The 19,440-nt window shown below is 49.7% G+C and carries 11 protein-coding genes; all 11 read right to left on the reverse strand.

What is annotated here, in order from left to right:
* Positions 1-16: 16 nt before the first annotated feature.
* Positions 17-1,384, reverse strand: coding sequence for an NfeD family protein (locus MLD56_RS16930; RefSeq protein WP_029517800.1), 1,368 nt, complete (start codon positions 1,382-1,384; stop codon positions 17-19).
* Positions 1,385-1,663: 279 nt separating this feature from the next.
* Positions 1,664-2,107, reverse strand: coding sequence for a GatB/YqeY domain-containing protein (locus MLD56_RS16935; RefSeq protein WP_013311146.1), 444 nt, complete (start codon positions 2,105-2,107; stop codon positions 1,664-1,666).
* 16 nt (positions 2,108-2,123) lie between these two features.
* Complete coding sequence (gene rpsU, locus MLD56_RS16940) at positions 2,124-2,297, reverse strand: 30S ribosomal protein S21 (protein WP_005547957.1); 174 nt, start codon at positions 2,295-2,297, stop codon at positions 2,124-2,126.
* A 171-nt stretch (positions 2,298-2,468) separates the two neighbouring features.
* Positions 2,469-2,828, reverse strand: a complete 360-nt coding sequence (locus MLD56_RS16945; RefSeq protein ID WP_025722131.1) for a histidine triad nucleotide-binding protein — start codon at positions 2,826-2,828, stop codon at positions 2,469-2,471.
* A 162-nt stretch (positions 2,829-2,990) separates the two neighbouring features.
* Positions 2,991-4,334, reverse strand: a complete 1,344-nt coding sequence (locus tag MLD56_RS16950; protein WP_029517801.1) for an aminotransferase-like domain-containing protein — start codon at positions 4,332-4,334, stop codon at positions 2,991-2,993.
* Positions 4,335-4,662: 328 nt separating this feature from the next.
* Complete coding sequence (locus MLD56_RS16955; protein WP_029517802.1) at positions 4,663-5,067, reverse strand: hypothetical protein; 405 nt, start codon at positions 5,065-5,067, stop codon at positions 4,663-4,665.
* A 261-nt stretch (positions 5,068-5,328) separates the two neighbouring features.
* Complete coding sequence (locus MLD56_RS16960; RefSeq protein ID WP_241113376.1) at positions 5,329-8,724, reverse strand: AAA family ATPase; 3,396 nt, start codon at positions 8,722-8,724, stop codon at positions 5,329-5,331.
* Positions 8,721-9,905: an exonuclease SbcCD subunit D gene (locus MLD56_RS16965; RefSeq protein ID WP_069010257.1), complete on the reverse strand. Its 1,185-nt coding sequence runs from the start codon at positions 9,903-9,905 to the stop codon at positions 8,721-8,723. Before MLD56_RS16965 ends, MLD56_RS16960 begins: the two co-directional genes overlap by 4 nt.
* Before the next feature lie 28 nt (positions 9,906-9,933).
* On the reverse strand, positions 9,934-13,953 hold the full coding sequence (addA, locus tag MLD56_RS16970) for a helicase-exonuclease AddAB subunit AddA (protein ID WP_029515339.1): 4,020 nt from the start codon (positions 13,951-13,953) through the stop codon (positions 9,934-9,936).
* Positions 13,950-17,516, reverse strand: a complete 3,567-nt coding sequence (gene addB / locus MLD56_RS16975; RefSeq protein ID WP_029515340.1) for a helicase-exonuclease AddAB subunit AddB — start codon at positions 17,514-17,516, stop codon at positions 13,950-13,952. Before addB ends, addA begins: the two co-directional genes overlap by 4 nt.
* 236 nt (positions 17,517-17,752) lie before the next feature.
* On the reverse strand, positions 17,753-19,132 hold the full coding sequence (locus MLD56_RS16980) for a class I SAM-dependent rRNA methyltransferase (protein WP_029515341.1): 1,380 nt from the start codon (positions 19,130-19,132) through the stop codon (positions 17,753-17,755).
* Between the last annotated feature and the right edge of the window lie 308 nt (positions 19,133-19,440).

The following is a 19,440-nucleotide window of genomic DNA, read 5'->3' on the forward strand; positions in this document are numbered from 1 at the left end:
TTTGTTATTTGCTTGTTTAGACGCTAGTGTCTGCCTTGACCACAATTCGCCCGCCTTCTACTTTGGATACTATAATCGGCATATCTGTAGCAATAAACTCGCCGTTCGTTACAACATCGACTCGCTCATCAGCGATCAGCACCGTTCCGGCTGGACGAAGTGGAGTCAGACTGACACCCCTTTGACCTAATAGCATTTCCCGGTTCACAACTGAAGAAAAACCTTGTTCAGCCGTTAAACTTTCTTTAAGTATAAAACGGTTCCATATCCCTCGGTCCTTGAATACAACCGCGATGATCGCTACCACGGCAACCGCAGCTGCAAAGGCAATGCCCAAAGATATAAACGCATGCTGCATGTTGTATGCTGCACGAACAACTCCGGCGACAAGGCTGACGGAACCCAGAATGCCCAAAATACCAAAACTCGGGATGAACATTTCAAGTATAAGCAGAGCCAGACCGATAATAAACAACAACCACGTCTCCGAACCTGCAAAACCAGCGATATAATTGCCGAAAAAATACAAACCAAATCCGAGTATGCCCAAAATTCCCGGTACACCAAAACCGGGTACGATCAACTCAATAACAATACCTGCGATACCGATAAATAAAAGCAACGTCTGTACAATTGGGTTGGTCAATATCTCGGCTGCTTTTTCAGCCCATGTTCGCTCCACATGGATGACATCATCCGTGCTGTAACCCATCCACTGAATAACCTCTTGTTCGGAAGACGCGATGTGATCCGCATAACCCAACTTCAGCGCTTCCTCACTGGTTAAAGAAATGATCTGACCATTTTCCTTGTTAAAGTTCATCTCAGGAATAGATATGGTCGTTTTAGAGTCAACCATACCTCTGGCAATATCCGGATTACGTCCGCCAGCTTCTGCGGCAGATGCCATGCTACTCTTCCACCAGGCTATCGTTTTTGGATCTGTGATAGCCTGCCCCCCGCCGTCTACTAACGCTGCTGCTCCGATAATACTCCCCGGTTTCATAACAATCTTGTTTGCGCTCAACGCAATATAGCTACCCGCTGAGGCCGCTTCGCCCCTTATATAGGCTACGGTCGGAATTGGACTGTCTTTAATCAGTTTGCCCAGCTTCTCCGCTGTATCTACCCGTCCACCGGGAGTGTTAATATCCAGTAAAATCAGACCTGCTTTGGAATCTGCTGCTTCTGCAAATCCACGTTCCATAAATTTGCCCAGGCCATGCTCAATTTCCTGATCGACTGGTATAACAAACACAGCTCCACCTTTAGTTTGGGCCGCCGCTGATTCGGAATGAACTAAGGGCAACAGCAAAACGGATACCATAATCCACAACGTTAAAAGGATCCATTTGCGACTGGAGTGGTGATGTTCTCTATGCATTTCTCTCCCCCTTTCGATCTCTCTATGTTACAGCATACCAAACTTTGTTAGACAAACTATACAGTTTTCAGGATTTAATGTGAAATTATTGGGTATATTGCTAATCCTGACGGCTGCCAAATACTTTACGCACCCAATGAACATCACGTTTCACATAATTAACAATAGCGCTTACATATAAGAATCTTCTCATCATTACATTCTATGGTAGGGAACACATATATAGAAATAACACCCTCTGTAAACAGAGGGTGTTGTGTTTTCCTGTTTGTCGCAGGTTTATTGCAGAAATTGCTGAACCGCTTGGTTCACGAGCTTACCGTCAGCGCGGCCTTTTACCTTAGGCATCAAGGCCGTCATTACTTTCCCCATCTCGGCTTTCGAAGAAGCACCGGTTTCCTGGATGGTCTGCTGTACAATAACTTTAATTTCTTCCTCAGAAAGTTGTTCGGGAAGGTACTGAGCGATGATCTCTATTTCTGCTTTAGTGCTTGTCGCAAGTTCATCACGACCGGCTTTTTCAAATTCATGGAGGGCATCTTTTCGCTGTTTGATCTCACGACTCAGAATATCAAGCACTTCGTTGTCGTCCAAATCCCGTTTCAAATCTATTTCAAGATTTTTAATCGTAGAACGAACCATTCGAATGGTGGAGAGTTTGAACTTGTCCTTACTCTTCATTGCTTGCTTCATATCTTCGTTCAATCGTTCGCTCAAATTCATGATTGCTTAGATCCTCCTAGAACTTTCTCTTACGAGCAGCCTCGGACTTTTTCTTGCGCTTTACGCTTGGCTTTTCATAATGCTTGCGTTTCTTCACCTCAGCCAATACGCCATCCTTAGCAATGGAACGTTTAAAGCGACGAAGTGCAGCATCAATTGTCTCGTTTTTGCGAACTTTAGTTTCAGACACCAGTTTTCCCTCCCTCCGACCAGACCGTCCAAGAGCAATAACACGGTTCATCAAATTTTATTATAGGTGAAACGGAAACCAGGTGTCAACCTATAAGAAAAAATGAATACATAAAGGGCCACTTTTCTCCATTCACATCCGTATTACTGAAAAGACAAGCTCTGTCATTTTTTAAGAATGTGAGTCCGAAATACCTGTCAGGGCACCCAATTTGGCGCCGCCCAGTAAGTGATAATGCAGATGCCCCACCGCTTGTCCACTATCCGGGCCACAGTTGTTAATCAACCGATAACCAGACTCGGCGATTCCTAACTTTTTTGCAACCTCAACCGCAACACGATGAATCTCCGCGATAAGAGGAAGATCCTCCTCCGTCACAGCGTTCATTGAAGGAATATATTTTTTGGGAATAATGAGCACGTGTACTGGCGCCGCAGGCTGGATGTCATGAAATGCGAGCACATTGTCGGTTTCCAACACCTTCTTGCTGGGGATGGTTCCATCCACAATTTTCAAAAACAGATCGTCCATTCAAAACCCTCCTTTGGCAGTGAGCCGATCCTAAGCAAATAGACACAACCCCCCCTTGCTCTCGGCATTCAAAGTTATGTATTTCCCACACTGAATAGAAACATATACAGCCATGTTTGGTTATACTTATGTTTCTATATGTATCATAACGGAAAAAGGGTCTTAATACCAGTTTCCCTTACTAACTTCCTCTACAATGGCTTTCACCCCTCCATCAATTTGATCCAGCTGCGCGCGCGAAATACTTATGCGCAAAAACTTCTCTTGTTCCCTATAGCCTGATAAATAAAAACCTTTGCCAGCTACAACCTGGATGTTCCTCGCAGAAAGACACTGTACCAAGCGTTCCAAATTCACTGTCCGAGGCAGTTTAAACTGCATATAAACTCCTGAGGTTACAGCTGAAGTCTGAACGTATCCGGCCTGATTGTATCGTTCCACGGCCTTGTTCAGAGTACGAATGCGCTCCGAATACAGTTTACATATCGTGTGCTTGTGGCGTTCATACATTCCATTTTTAATATAAATATCAAGCGCCGCCTGAGACAACATAGATGTGTCGACATATCTTTTATAAGCGTTAAACGTCTTTAATAGGACTTCTGGCAATACCGCAACTCCTAATCGCAAGCCTGGGAAAATGATTTTCGAGAAGCTTTTCAAATAAATAACATGGTCCGAATGGTCGTATGCATAAATGGGATCAAAAAGATGATCGGCCCCCAAATCTGCCATATAGTCATCTTCTACGATGTACACATCATATTTGGCGGCTAAGGCAGCTATCGCTTTTCGCTCCTCTGTGTTATATGAGATCCCTAATGGATTATGATATCTTGACATGGTATAAAAAAACTTGATGCTCTCGTTCTTAAATTGATTCTCCAATTCGTGAAAATCCATACCTTTCGCTGTCCGGACGATGGTACTGACGGGTATGTTCTCTTCCTCCAGAAATCGCAAATAAATATCGTAACTTGGCTGCTCGACCAAAACCTTTTCTTTGCCATTGGGAAACGGCATTTTAGCGAGTATCTCCAATGCCTGCTGAACACCCGAAGTAACGATAATCCGATCCATTTTTGCAAACACCTGAGTATTAGCCAAATGGGAAACCAACGTATGACGCAGTGTTTCCAGTCCTTGCGAATCGCCATAAGTGAATAGATGATATTTGTAGGTATCAATAGCCTGATTCAAACAATGTTGGAAATCCAGATAAGGGAATACATTTAAATCCGGGGAGGCCGAAGCAAAATCAACGGAGTCTTGCATATGATTATGGTGTAAATCGCCCGAATTTTCCACTACATAGTATCCACTTTGCGGTATGGAATAGATGGCGTGTTTCTTTTCAAGTTCAGAATATGCCCGCAGAATCGTGCTTTTGCTGCATCTATATAATTCTGAAGCCTCACGGACCGACGGTAGCTTGTAACCTGATTTATATTGTCCCTCGCGAATTTTAAGCTCTATATCCAATAAAATTGATACATATTTTTTCACAATATCCACCCACCTGCTCTTTACATACTCATTACATGCTCATTTCATTACATGCTTATTCCTCTTATGTTTCTTTACACGCTAGATGTTACCATGCTTTATGGATAAACAGGATACCTCATTTCATTGAACTGTACTGATACAGTTTCAATTATTGGATCATATTGGGGATAGAATATGTGAAAAAGAGGCTGTTTCTTCATGATGGAAGAAACAGCCTTGCATGGTGATGATGTATGGATGCGCCTTAAAGTCACTTGTACTGTACAAGAGCTGTAGGCGGGAGAGAGCAGAGAATTCACTATATCTGGCGACTAAGAAATTAGGATTAGTAATAAGGCAGCAAGCTGATCGCTGTCAAGGCTGCAAGTGGCAGAATCAAACGATTAAAGCGACGGCGTCCGTAGGGGAACCCATATGCATAAGCAGGTACTGGATACGGGTACGGGTACGGATACGGAGGATAAGATGCATAGCCACCATAAGCACGGGAACCGCAGCCACAATTGTTAGGCGGATACGGGAGATTAACATTGACATTCTCCATCTCGTCTCCACCCATAGGAACGGCTAAGTATATCTTTTCATCATCCACATGCTCTACAATGCCATCATACATTGTCCCGTCCTTCACCCATACGCATACATAACGATGCATATGCTTTTGACATAGTGTTTTAGCATCCGTCTGTTCCGGTGCTGTAACTTTTTCGGTTGTCATGCTTTTTTCCATGGTTGTTTCCTCCTAGGCTCTTGCATGTATACCGTATGTTATTCAAAAACGGGCCATTTGCTACATCAAATTGGGCGAATTCCGGCTTGCAAAAAAAAGAAGCACCCCGGGAGCTCTTGGCAGAGCCCCTCTGAACGGACGTATGATGGGAAGATTTCTTCCGCAGCATACGTCCGCCGGGGTGCTGTATGATTAACTTGTCGGCTTGGCTGTATTATAACAATAGTTTGAAACTGTATCTGTGACCTGTATCACATTACTTCAAAAAGTTTCCATAACCACACGTGATCCGCCTCCAGCCTGCTCTGCTGGAAGAACAACCAACTTGCGCGGAAGACGGGCCCGTAGTTCAGGCACATGACTAATCACACCAACAGACAATTGATCGTGGTGCAGCTTTTCCAGTGAGGTGATCACCGTGTCAAGCAGCTCAGGGTCCAACGTTCCAAAGCCTTCATCCAGAAAGAAAAATTGCAGAGGGTACTGGCCCCGCAATTGAATTTGAGCCGACAGCGCAAGCGCAAGCGACAAGGAGGTCAGGAACGTTTCGCCACCGGACAAGGTCGATACCGGACGTTTGACCCCACCGTTGGCATCGTCACTAATGACAAAACCACCGCTGGAATCTACCTCTAGCGCGTATCGCTGCTTGGTCAGAAAACGCAGGCGGCGTGAAGCCGATTGACTGACCTGCATGAGCTGCTCCTCAGCAATATATTCAACAAAGGCATTGCCGCGAAAAACAGTCTGGAGCTTGGACATTTTTTCCGCTTCACTACGCAAATGTACACGATTGGACTCCAGCTCCATCCAGCGGACGTGCCGACGCTGCAAGTCCTCTAAATCACGCTCAGCCTTGGCGCGATTTTGAAGCGCCTCTTCATCGCGTGCACGGCAATCACGTAGCTGTGCAGTGGCCGCTTCCCACTGTTCCTCTGTTACCGTTGCTCCATTCAGCTGCTCTTCGACATGCTTTAAGCGGGAAGACATCTCCTTTTCCCGTTCTCGATGTAAACTCACTTCACGCTCATAGCGTGCGGCTTCTTCCGGTCCCAGGCAGCATTCCATAACCTCTGCTTCCGTAGCAAAAGAGGAGGCTTCCAGACGACTGCCCCAACGGGACTCTGCCATCTGACGTCTTTCTTCTGCCGAGTCGGAGGCCTGCCGGGCAATCAGTGAAGCATGAACGGCTTGCTGCTTGCGTTCTTCCGCTTCAGTACGTTGTCGTGCCGCGACTTCGGCTCCGTTTTTCAGCCCCAACAGTCGCGAGGTCGCTTCTTCCAGCAATGAAGCCGCTTGGCCATCTCCAACCCACTTTCGGAGCTGGGCCAGCTTTTCGCGAAGCGAATCATCTTTGCTTTGGAGCCCTGTACGACGGGCAATAATGATTTTGTCTTCCTCGATGATACTCTGCTGTATCTGTTGAACACGCGCCGCCTTTTCTTCGAGGAAGGTCACACTCGTCTCCAGCCGGGACCGCAGATCTTCCGCGCGCCCATCGCGCTCCTGCATGGCGCGGTAACGCTCCGCGGCTTCGTCCGGAGCGACATCCGTTAGCTGCGCCGCCCATTCGGCGCGCAGCCCCTCGCTGCGCGTGGTGCATGCCTCGCGCTTGCTCTGTGCCTGCGTCAGCGCTACAGCTGCTGCCTCCTGCTCGGCGGCGGCACGGATACGCCGCTGCTGTCCAGAGGCGTCTGCTTCGCGCAGCGCCTGTGCCTCGGCAGGCAGCGCATGCGCACGTGCGGCTAGCTCGGCTGCAGCACGTTCCAGCGCCGCGCAGCGCTCCGCCCATGCTGCGGCACCACGCGGCTCTGCTGGCGCTGCCGCAGGCGTGAAAGGCTCGCCCGTGGCGGCAGCGCCACTGTTTGCGGTGGCGGGCTGCGCCAGAAAGCTGCGTTGCTCGTGCAACTGCTGGCGCAGTGTGAGGCGCAGCTCCTGCAAACCGAGACGCAGGCGTTGCAGCTCATCCGGCGCAGCGGCATCCGCGCTATGCGCCGCGGCAACGGCAGGCGCGGGGTGATGCAGCGAGCCGCACACTGCGCACGGCTCGCCTTCGCGCAACTCGGCAGCGAGATGCTGAGCGAGACGCCCCAGCTCCTCGGCACGGAGCTCGTGGCGCAGCTGCTCCTCCTCGGCAGCCAGTGACGACATATCGACGGTGATTTCTGCCTCCAGCGTCAGCAATGCCTCAATGCCATCAGCTGCCTGTGCAGCAAGGGCAGAACGCCGTGCCTCCGTCTCCTGTGTCTCCTGGTCCGTCAGCTTTAGACGTTCGTCAGCTTGCGCAAGCCGTTTCTCCTGAGCGGTGTACTCCAGTTCAGCTTCACGCAATTGCTCATTCGCGATTTCCAGCTGTTGCAATCGTTGCACAGCCTCTTGCAGCATACGCCGCTCATCTGCCCGCACTTCATTTTGCTTTAGCTCTTGTTGAAGCTCCTGCTGTCGCTTCAAGCCTCGCGTCTGTAGCTCTTGTTCCTTTGCGAGTCCTTCTGCATGTTCAGTAAGGATTTGTTCGCTATGCACAAGCTCGGCCGCCAGACGGTCCCGTTCGGTCCGCAACGCTTCCGTATCACGCTCCAGTTGAAGCGCCTGTTCTAGTTGGTCGATCCGAAGCAATAGCTTTGGTTCTTCGGCACTGAGTGCTTGCCGGGCCTGCTCATCTGCTTGCGCAGAGACAAGCGCAGCCTCCTGCGCGGTAGCGGCCAGGACTGCCACTTCTTCGGCAGTCTTATGCCGTTTTTCCGCTTCAGCAATGGCTTCCTTCCAATCCGTCAGTGCAGGCAGCAATGCCTCGGCTGAAGTTGCTTGTCGAAGCTTACGCTCCAGTAAAGCAATGCCCGGCTCCTGTGCTGCCAACTGCTCCAGCCCGTTCAATCTTTGGCTGAGCTCGATGACCAGCTCACGGGTTTTGTTTAGCGCCTCCGATTCACGTGAGACACGCTCTAGCTCGTGACGCGAAGCTTCTGCATTGGCAATCGCCTCTTTGAGACGCAACTCTACATGTTCAAGTGCTTCAGCACTCGCATCCCCCAGCCCTTGCTGCTCCGCCTCTAATGCTTTTAGTGCGATATCGTTATCTTTCACACGACGGCTTAGCTTCTGTGCAAGTTGATCTCCGTACTTCTCCAGATGGAACAAACGCTGTAGCATCTGTCTGCGTTCACTGCCCTTTAAGGACAAGAATTCCGCAAACTTTCCCTGCGGCAATACGACAGCTCGTGTAAAATCGTCCATTTTCAGGCCGATATACTCCTCCACACAGCGCGTCACATCCTGCACCTTATCGGCAAGCACTTCCTCGCCATCCTCTGTTAACGCAATAAAACGGCTAAGCGTATTATTAACCGATACGCCTCCAGCACGTTTGAAACGTCGTTCTACACGGTAACGACGAGGTCCTTGAGCTGACATTAATTCAAACGTAAATGCAACAGACAACGTATCCTCGGCATGATTCATAATGCCTTGTGTACCATTCACTGCCCGCTCCACTTTACCGTACATAGCCAACGTAATGGCATCCAGCAGCGTTGATTTTCCACTACCCGTTGGGCCAAAAATTCCGAACAACCCAGTTTCGGTCAAATCGTCAAAGCGAATTTCCTGCGACTCCCGGTAGCTTTGCAACCCCGCCAGTTTTAGAAGGATTGGTTTCATGCGTCCTCCTCCTCAGCGTGATCTCTTGCATCATCCTGTTCCACCAGCTCCAGAAACAACTGCACTAATCCGTCATCTGGCTGTGCTCCGCCTGTCTGCCGCTGATAGAATGCCCGGAACAGCTCATGCACTGGCAGTTCTGATCGTTGGTGCTCCAGCTGTGCGGCAGCCATTTCTGGATACATGGGGCGAATATGAATGATACCTTCACGGCTTTTGCGCAGCCGCTGAATATCTCCCATTGACATTGCTTCATCCAGCGTAATTTCCAGATCAATAAAGGCATCGGCATCTAGTCCTTCGTCCAGCCAGCGATATACTTCCTCCAGACCTCCCCGTGCGCGCCACCTCACTAATGGGCGTCCACTGGTAATATACAGTTCCTCGACCTGAGCAGGCTTGCCAGCAACCACGTCAATTAACGTAACCGATTTGGCTTGTCCGGCTTCGGAAAAGCTATAAGCCAGCGGCGAGCCACTGTAACGCATCAGCCCGTCTCCTTTTACATATTGGGGACGATGCAAATGTCCTAGAGCCGTATACTGTGCCCCAATGCTCAAAGCAGACGGATCTACGGTATACGCCCCCCCGACCTGAATCGGGCGTTCCGAGTCCGACTCCAGCCCGCCGAGCACATAAATATGGCTCATTGACAAATTGACGGTGTCAGGCCGAAATGCTGTACCCAGCTGTGACATCAGCAAGCCCACACGGCGACTGTATGCCTCGCGCAAGACTGTTTCATCTCCGTCTTCAGACAATAGCTCGTTCAGACGAGACTCGGAGGGATATGGCAAGGCTGCAATGCATGCCATTTCACCCGTTCGCGGTGTACGAACGCGTACCGCTTCCCCATGGGGCAGTCCCAGCAATGTAATTCCGCGCCCGCTCACCAGTGGTGTGACCGAGGATACCCTTTCCGGCTGATCATGATTGCCCGCAATGACGACTAGTGGTCTTCCTCCAGCCGTAAGACGGGCAGACGTTTCATAAAACAATTGCTCGGCTGCGGCTGAAGGATTGACTGAGTCGTATACGTCTCCAGCCATCATAATCAAATCGGCCTGCTGATCGTCAGCCATTTTCGCTAGTTCTTCCAAAAACGCCTCCTGCTCCTTCAAACGGCTGCGTCCTTCCAACGTGCGACCCAAATGCCAATCACCTGTATGCAAAATCCGCATGTTATTCCTCCTCTCCCTAGCTATATAACTACAGCTGTACACTCTCTCCAGCTTCTAAAAAATACAGCCACTTCTCAGCAACCTTTTTGCCTGTAATTTCTTCGATCACACGGGCATACAGCTCCAATTGAAAACGATATTGGTCTGTTAAATGGGACAGTGTACGATACTCAGATATCCGATCTGTTTTATAATCCACCAGCACGAGTCCTTCGGGAGTTTCAAATAGACAGTCAATAATGCCGTTCATCAGCACTTTATCTCCGTCCTGTCCACCTTCCGAATCTGTTTCTTGTCCTGGTGACATCGATGGTAAGCTGTGGTTCCAGTAATCGTTTGCCCGCATGGTATAAGTAAACGGAAGCTCTCTTTGAACATGCGATGCCCCCAACATTCTGCTACCCAGCTCACTAGTGAAAAAGCGTAATATTTTATTCGTATCTAGCGCCTTTGCATGGACATTCAGTAACATACGCTGATTGAGCAAACGAGCCTTTGTTTCCTCAATAACTTCGGCGCTCATCCCCCCATCTAGTGGCAAATGCAGCATCAACGTATGATAGACCGTTCCTCGTTCCGTTGGAGTCAGTCGCTGATTCCCCATAAACTTAGGTCTGCGCAAGTGTAATTGACTGCCCCCAGTGTGAGAATCCTCCCGATCCTCCGGTAACTCTGCTAGTACGGAGGTAGATAGATTCAACCAGTCGTCCGATCCCATCTCCTGCATTTCCAGCCATCTTTTCATCTCAGTAACCGATGTATTGGCTGCCGTCTTGCCGGCCCGCTCATACGGATAGGTCCAGGAAAGAGCAGCTTCAATGTCCGTTTCACTCTTTTCGTTCAAGTCGATTAGCTCCGCATTTCTCAGTGCTTCTGTCTTCTTTTGGCGCTCTTCGCCCGACACCTCTTCCTCATGATCTGAGTTCACACGAGAGCCAGAAAATGTTTCCGAGGCCACAATTTTAAATAACCAGTCTGTTCCCGGCATATGTTCCAATTTGTGATAGTACCCATCTTGATCACCTGCCGCTTCCCTCAACAAAGTAGCAGAAGGATGCCGAATCAAAGCGGGACCTACCCAGTCCAGATAGCTGCGGCCTGCCGCCAGCATATAGTCTGGTAAGACCGTTTCCGTATGCTCTTTGGCACGTGCCCAACCCGCTGCGCGTGAAGCTAGATCCTTCACGGTTCCGGTCATAATCAGCTTTTCACGCGGCCGTGTAAGCGCCACATATAACACCCGCATTTCCTCAGCCAATAGCTCCAGCTGTGAGCGTCGGCGGATCGCTAAATTGGGCAGCGTAGGGTAGCTGACACGATTTTGTTCCTCCACATATTTAGGACCAAACCCCAACTCCTTGTGCATAAGAAACGGTGCATTGAGATCCTGTTGATTGAACATTTTTGCCGTCCCGGCTATAAACACGATAGGGAATTCAAGTCCTTTACTTTTATGAATGGTCATAATGCGGACAGCTTGATCGGGTTCGGTCCCCCCGCTAATGGATCCTAAATCACCGCCTCGCTCCCGTAGACGGGAAATGAAGGTCAGAAATCGGAACAATCCTCGGTTGGACGTTGAAGTCTCATACTGTCTCGCTCGGTCATATAGCGCCCGCAAATTGCTTTGACGCTGTGAGCCGCCAGGCAGTCCACCGACCCAATCCAGATACCCTGTTTCCTCCAGCACATTCCAAATCAATGCACTTAAGCTACCTTGTCGGGCTTCCTGCCGCCAGGCTTCCAAATTATGCAAAAATGAACGTAGTCGGGCAGACAACGTATTCCCGTTATTTCTATTACCAAAGTCAGATGAAGATAAAGAGTCCTCAGGGAAAAGATCCAACTCCATGATGTCAGCAGTGGTCCCTTTTTCGCTCTCCTTCAGTGGGTCCGCCTCTGCCGCCGCCAGCAATGCGCCATAAAACAATCCATCCGGCTTTTCCAACCGAATTTGTGCCAGTTCATCTTCGGTCAAGCCGACAATCGGCGAACGAAGCACGGATGCAAGCGGGATGTCCTGCTGCGGATTATCAATAATGTGCAGCAGAGACAACATCACCTCAACTTCCGTTGCTTTAAAAAAGCCTGTCGTCTGCTCCCCGGAGGCCGGAATGCCCTCAAGCCGCAGTTCCTCTACAATTAGGGGGGCCCACACGCTTGCCGAACGAAGCAAAATGACGATATCGCCGTAGATTGCCGGGCGCATCGCTTTTAATCCTCTGTCGTAAATCAACAGTGGTTGTCCGGTATCTCCGGTCAGTTCTTTAATCCGTTGCGCAATCGCACGAGCCTCTAACTGTGCCGTTTCCAGTTCCACAAGCTCAGCCAGCTCACTTTCCTGAAAAACAGATTCGTCCTCCGTTTCGGACAGCTCCGAAGCCTCGGAAAGACCATGGCCACCCTTATCTACTAACAGCAGCTCAGGTGCGTATACAGATGCGGTGTCTTGATCCGACGGGTCGGGATAGGATGCGCCGTGTACCAGCCACGCTCGTTCATCGTACTCAATTTCCGCCACATCCACACTCATAATCTGGCGGAACACCAAATTGACCGCATCGACAACTTCCTCCCGACTGCGGAAATTACGCGCCAAATCAATTAAAAATCCATCTTCCTGCTCCTGCATGCCGTACCGTTGATACTTATTCAAAAACAGACCCGGCTCCGCCAGCCGAAACCGATAAATACTCTGTTTCACATCGCCCACCATAAAACGGTTACCCGGTTCCTCCCGTGATACCAGCCTAACGATATCTTCCTGTACGGTATTCGTATCCTGATATTCATCTAGCAGCACCTCGTCGAATTGCGCCTTGTATTCGAGCGCAGCATCGGAAGGTAGTAGCCTGTACGGAGTAGAATCGGGATGTCGTAATATTTTCAGACAATAATGTTCCAAATCCCCGAAATCCACCAACCCTTTTGACTGCTTGTGCTGTTGAAAACGTTCCCCGAATACAAGCACGGTTTCTACCAGTTCGTTCATCAACGGAGCTGCGGCGTGCAGCTCCTCCCAATAGGCTTCTGCTCTCCTGCCAAACAGGGAAGCCTTCATATCTGTAATCATTTTTTTGGCTGCTTCGCGCAGCGTCTTAACCCGTTCCTGCAATGCAGGCTCAGTCTGATCTTTTTTGACCGGCTTGAGCTTACCGAAGGCAGCTGCCTGAAAATGATCATATAGAGATGCCCACGGCTGTGTCTCCAATTCCTGCAGCAATCCCTTCACCATCGCCGTATCCTCTTGCAGCGTCACTGTATAAGGTGCAGGACCGCCGGGCTGCATAGCAGTTTCATGCGCCTGTTCCAGCAAGCTCGCTGCTCCGCGCAATGAAAGTGCAGCATCCGCCAAAATGCTGCGAACCCAAGGCGTCTCTCCGAGAGCCGCTACATCCTGCACACGAAATGCAGCTGCTGTCTCCCGCAGCCAATGCTCCGGCCAAGGATGACTTTGAGAAAAATCATACAATCGCTGAACAAGCACATACATCGCATCATCGGTGCGTTCTCCACTAAACCAGTCGACTAGTCTGCGGAATGTACTGCCTTCATCATGAGCCTCATATTTCTCCTCAAACAGTTCTTCTAGAAGCTCCTGGCGCAGCAATTCTGTCTCATGCTCATTCATAATCCGAAAACCAGGATCAAGGGGAATGGCCTGATAATGCCTGCGGATGACCTCCATACAAAATGAGTGAAGCGTCGTAATCGAGGCCCGATTCAGCAACGATAGCTGACGGCGTACATGTTCACTTTCCGGTTCCTGCTCCAATACACGTTCCAACGCTTCGCGTATCCGTTGACGCATTTCGGCGGCGGCTGCCTTCGTAAAGGTCGCTACCAGTAACCGATCCACACTGAAGCCAAGCTGGGGATCGACAATTTTACGAATAATACGCTCTACAAGCACCGCTGTTTTACCAGACCCTGCCGCTGCCGCAACCAGCATGTTGTTACCAGATTCCGAAATGGCACGCCACTGGTCATCGCTCCACATACTGCCTTCCGGCTTCGGTAAACCTTTAATGTTTGACATGCCTATCATTGGTCCATTCCTCCTTTCCCTTCCTGTGTATGACCCAGCAGATTCCAGATCTGATCCTTACCGGGTTTACCCCATTGATTGTAGCCACTGCCCTCCAGACTGTCGTCAAATTGACAAACAGGCTTAAAAGAGCAGAAGGTACAAGCCGTCTCTTGCTGGATACGATACGGTTCAATGGCCACATCGCCCTCTGTCATCCGTGTACCAATCGTCCGAATATTATTACGCACCGAAGCTAGCAGGCTGTCCCACTGTTCTGGCGAAGCAACCGAAGCACTGCTATAAAAACTGCCGTCTGCTTTCACCGCAACAGGTAAAATAGAGGAATATCCCTTGTCCAATGCTGTATCCATTTGTCCAACTACATCCCGATCTGCAAGCAATAATCCCTTCATCTTAAAACGTTTCAAAAGCTCCTGACGGGCCTGTTCTGCGCTAAGACCGTTAGGCGACTGCAACATCGGATTGTGGACGTGAAAATATAGGGTACCCGCTGGATAAGCTGTCTCGCCCAACCATTCCTCCGCCGCATTCAGCAGCACGTCCAGGTACGTGAGCATTTGCAGAGACAAGCCATAGTACACTTCATGCAGCTTGAGATCCTTTTGGCTGGATTTGTAATCGATGACACGCAAAAGTAAACCTTTTTCTCCCTCTGCCACATCCACACGGTCAATCCGTCCGACAATTTCCATCACAACACCGTTATCTAACTGGAAGCTTAATGGAGGAAGCTGCTGACCCGGCCCAAAGTCCAACTCCAGCCCAATCGGCTCAAAGCTACCTCTTCGCGCATGTTCACCTAAGATCAACGAAGCACGGCTCACGATGTCTTTCAATTTACGTAAAATGTAGCCATACCGCTTGGAGCTCATTAAAATTTCGCCTTGCAGACGAGGAGCCAAACGCTCCACTGTACTTTCCGCCTCTTGTCGGCATTCCTCGGTGCTGAGACTGCCCCAGCTGACATTGCGATTACGCAGATTGATCGCCATCTCACCAAGCGCTGCATGAAATAATTGTCCGATATCCGGGGCCTTCAGGCGATACATTTGACGTTCCTTCAAACGAAGACCGTGAGAGGCAAAGTGCGAAAATGGACATGCCACAAAACCTTCCATACGAGATACGCTGGTACGCAGCTTGCTCCCGTACAGACGGCGGCTCGTTTCCTTCTGCATTTCGGCATGGTTCTCATAAAAAAGTGAGGTCAACAGCTGACGCAACTTGTCCTTCTCACGCCCTTGTTGGCTGGCATACCAGTTATATACCTCCCACCAAGGAGATAAAATGTCACCGCCACGTCGCCAATGCCGTAATTGCGCAATGAGCTGCGGCAAAGCCTCGGACGGATGAGAAGCATACTCCCATTGCGTCGTCCAAGCATCCCCAGGCAAAGGGTATCCAGCCAGCGGACGTTCGTCCAGACTAGGAAACAGGTGCCGCACATGTCGTACTAACTCAGACGGCAACAATGACTTGCCCTCTTCATCAGTCACTGCATAGCTCATCCACAGGCTTCTACCGGCTGAAGTAAGGGCCGTATAAGCGAGAAAACGTTCGTCCAGCAGACGTCTTGTCATATCCGGCGCCAGCTCTACGCCTCGTTCGTTTAATGCCGTACGCTCCTGCTCATTCAGCACACCGTCCTCATGGAACACAGCCGGCATCACACCTTCGTTCATACCTAGCACAAAAGCATGTTGAATACCGGTCACACGTGTACGATCCGTGTTTCCGACTAGAACCTGATCCAGAGCTGGCGGAACAAGTCCCATACGGAATTCAGCCAATCCCGTTTCCAGCACACCCGCAAACAAAGAGGTATCCAGCCTCTCGTCACCCATCATTTCGACGATTTGATCCAGTAGTTCAAGCACTGCATCCCATACCTGACGATGCTCCTTCGCCTGCTCAGGATTTCCTGCTTCCTCTGCCTGATGAATGAAGGCGTCCAACTTGTGGCCAATTTCTGCATCCTCCAGTAACAAATATACCGCTTCACACTTCTCAAGTGCAGTTCGTGCCTTGCCCACACGTTTCTCAAACGCACGTAAAGGCGTCACGATTACATCCCGACACAGCTCCATCAAATCCAACGTTTCATCCCGCCTACGGTTCCGTTCCTGCTCCTCCAGCTCCAGTGACAAGCTGGGCACAGCCTGCCACGGGCGACCGTCTGTCCAACGGCTACCTTGTATTCCGCAGGCCAGTACATAGTTTTCCAGACGATCCATCTCCTCGCGGCTCACCCGACCATCCAGCGGCAGGAGAAGATCTGTTTTGACCGCACGGAATACATCCTCATATCGCCAGCGTCGCTGCACGATATCCAGTGAAGCCCGAATCAATTCCACTAAGGGATGATGCAATACACTTCTCCGCTGATCCAGAAATACTGGAACCTCATATTGTTTGAATATCGGTTCCACCCATGACTCATAATCTTCAATATGACGCACAAACAGGGCCATCTCCCGATAACGCGCGCCCTCATCTCGGGCTAAACGACGCATTTCGCGTACAGCACCTTCCAACTCAGCGCGGCGATTCGCCGCAGCATACAGTTTTATGCCTTCCGGCTGTTCTTCTGTCCACTGCTCTCGTAGCTGCTGCAGCCGCATCCGTTGTTCCTGATTCCGTAACCCTGTACGATATTCAAAGTTAGCCTCCAAATACGCCAACGCCGGACGCTCCTTAAATCTCGGCGGCGGATCAGGGCGAAGTAATTGTGTCTGCGTCTCTATCATCAGCTCGTCTGCCATTCCTTTGAGCTTTACATACGTAGCCGCCGAAGGATGAAACAAATCCAGCTCATGCGGAAGCTGTCCGCTCTCGTAGCTGCGGTTGCAAGTCAGCGCCACTGTCAACGAAGAGGCATGCAGCATAAGTTGCTCCACCACTTTATATTCATGTGGTGTAAACCTACGGTAGCCATCCATCCAAATGTCTGCTCCACGCACAAGGGAAGACTCTGCAATCTGTTCTGCCAGCATGCGCAGCGTATCTTCACCGTCAATATATTTAAGCGTCAGCTCTCGTTCAAAATCCTCGTAGATTAGACTGATATCTTTGAGCTTGCCGTGCAAAATCGGAGTTGACTCTCCAGCAGCGTTCATTCGCTCCAGTTGCTCGGGTACAGACCGAGTATCATTTCCATACTGCTTTAGCTCCGTGAACAATGTATTCAACCGATCCACAAAGCCGAGCTGGTCTCCCGAATCCTTAAACAAACTCAGTTCATCCTTGCGACGACGAATAATTTTATATAAAAGCATCTTCTTGCCTTCTTCCGTTACAGGCACCAGCGCTGAACCCCCAGTTTCCTGCATAACTAAATAGGCAAGACGGTGAAATCCCATCACTTGGGCGCGCACCGACCCCTGAATACCGTTTCCGGCTTCTGTAAGTAACGCATGCTCAGAAGCAAATGACGATTGCTCCGGTACAAGTAACAGCATAGGCTTACCTAGCGGCTCCTCGCGTAACATAGACGTCATTTCATTGCGGATTAACGTACTTTTACCACTCCCAGAGCGGCCAATCAACAAACGGACCGACATGATGCGGCCTCCTTTCCAACGAACAACATTCTATTAAACAGTATAGCATATCAGGCAAGAGAGAAAAGAACGTACGTTTGCCATGTTGTAGCAATTCTTTCTCCCTCTAAAAAATAAATCAGTCCCGCAGAATGGCTTGGTGCACGCCTTCTCTACAGGACTGATTTATACCTAAAACGAGTTTATTTTACCTATTTAATCACCAAAAGGGCGATTGACTTTGACTTTGTATGAAACTACAACTGTGTCCGGCTGCGCACCTCAAAGATGGCGAATTTCAAGTAATGGCCTTCCTCCACACCCAAAATTTGAGGATGGTCCTTACCAGCTGCTCTCCAGTCTACCAGACGAAGGATTTTGCCGGCATCTGCCGCTGCTTCCTTAATGGTGTCCAAAAACAACTCCGGTCGCATGTGGAACGAGCAACTCGCTGTCACCAGATAGCCGCCCTCATTAACGAGCTTCATCCCGTGCAGGTTGATATCTTTATATCCACGTGTAGCCCCTTTGACAGCGTTCTTCGTTTTGGCAAAGGCTGGCGGATCAAGAATGACCACGTCAAAGGTGCGTCCGCCACCCGCTGTCAGCGGCTTAGACGTATCTCCTTTGCCCCCGGCTCGTGCATTGCGTTCCTCTACACCTTTCACCTGATTACGCAAATATTGAAAAGCATCGTCGACGACAAACTCGACGCGTTCCTCAAAACCGTTCAGCTTGACATTGTCCCGCGCACTTTCAATCGCATGCTCAGAAATATCAAGACAAGTTACTTTTTTAGCACCATATTTACAGGCATTGAGCGTAAAGCTTCCCGTATGTGAAAAACATTCCAATACGGTTGCGCCGTCCCAGAATGGGAATTCAACAACCTTACCACTTTTATTCACTGGCTTCATGACCGTTGTGGTAGCGTCCCCTGAGTCTGTAGCAACTTCTTGTAGCGTAATTCCACTACGTGCTCCCCAACCTGTCATCAACGGTGCTATGGCCGCACGATTTTCACGCTGGTCAAAGAAATAACCCGTCTTCTGGCCCTCTACGATATCAACCTTGATATGCAGGCCATTTTCCGTCACCACTACATGACGCGGGCAATCACCGTACAAAGGACCCTTCGTTTGTTTCAATCCTTCCAGCTCTCGGATGGATACATCACTGCGCTCATATATACCAACAGGACCCACTACTTCAACGAGCGCATCCCTGATTTCTTCCCTGCGCCGATCCATGCCAAGCGTTAACAGCTGCACAACCAACACATCACCAAAACGGTCTACAATCAGTCCAGGCAAAAAATCAGCCTCACCGTACACCAACCGATAAGCGTCTCCCCCGGTCACAAAACGTTCGCGGTGCTCCAGGCATTTGCGAAAGCGTTGGGCAAAAAAGTTTTGATCCATTGCTTCTAGCGGCTCGTAGGACATCACACGCACTGTAATTTGTGAAGCTGGATTATAGTAACCTGACGCCAAATAACGCCCCTGATGGTTAACGATACTGACCAAATCGCCTGCCTCTGGCTCCCCTTCGATCTTGGCTATTTCGTTTTTAAACACCCAAGGGTGTGCGTGCTCCAGCCTTTTTTTACGGCTGCGTTCTAATATTACTGAAGGCAAAATCCTTCACTCCTATTCTTAAGTTACTCAAAGTCCTTAAAAGTGCGGTGTTCGATGGGGCGCGGCTCCGCGGATCATTTGATCTTACGATCGCTGTTGCACGGGGATTCTTTGGATTTTATAAATGATTTTAATGGTAAGAATCCCCCTAGGTTTATACTTCCGAAGCAGCTTTCCTTTGGAAAGCTTTCAGGCGAACGCTCTCGCTTCTCCAGATTCAAATGATCCGCTTCGCTACTGCCCGCCTGTATATCGGCGTCACGCTTTTAAAGCTTGTGAAGATACTACAAAAATTATCGTTTTCCTAA

This window comes from Paenibacillus peoriae (assembly GCF_022531965.1).
Lineage (GTDB): Bacteria > Bacillota > Bacilli > Paenibacillales > Paenibacillaceae > Paenibacillus > Paenibacillus polymyxa_D.

Coding starts and splice junctions, on each gene's coding strand:
- MLD56_RS16930 (WP_029517800.1), bottom strand. CDS start 1,384: ATGCATAGAGAACATCACCACTCCAGTCGCAAATGGATCCTTTTAACG.
- MLD56_RS16935 (WP_013311146.1), bottom strand. CDS start 2,107: ATGAATTTGAGCGAACGATTGAACGAAGATATGAAGCAAGCAATGAAG.
- MLD56_RS16945 (WP_025722131.1), bottom strand. CDS start 2,828: ATGGACGATCTGTTTTTGAAAATTGTGGATGGAACCATCCCCAGCAAG.
- MLD56_RS16955 (WP_029517802.1), bottom strand. CDS start 5,067: ATGGAAAAAAGCATGACAACCGAAAAAGTTACAGCACCGGAACAGACG.
- MLD56_RS16960 (WP_241113376.1), bottom strand. CDS start 8,724: ATGAAACCAATCCTTCTAAAACTGGCGGGGTTGCAAAGCTACCGGGAG.
- MLD56_RS16965 (WP_069010257.1), bottom strand. CDS start 9,905: ATGCGGATTTTGCATACAGGTGATTGGCATTTGGGTCGCACGTTGGAA.
- addA (WP_029515339.1), bottom strand. CDS start 13,953: ATGATAGGCATGTCAAACATTAAAGGTTTACCGAAGCCGGAAGGCAGT.
- addB (WP_029515340.1), bottom strand. CDS start 17,516: ATGTCGGTCCGTTTGTTGATTGGCCGCTCTGGGAGTGGTAAAAGTACG.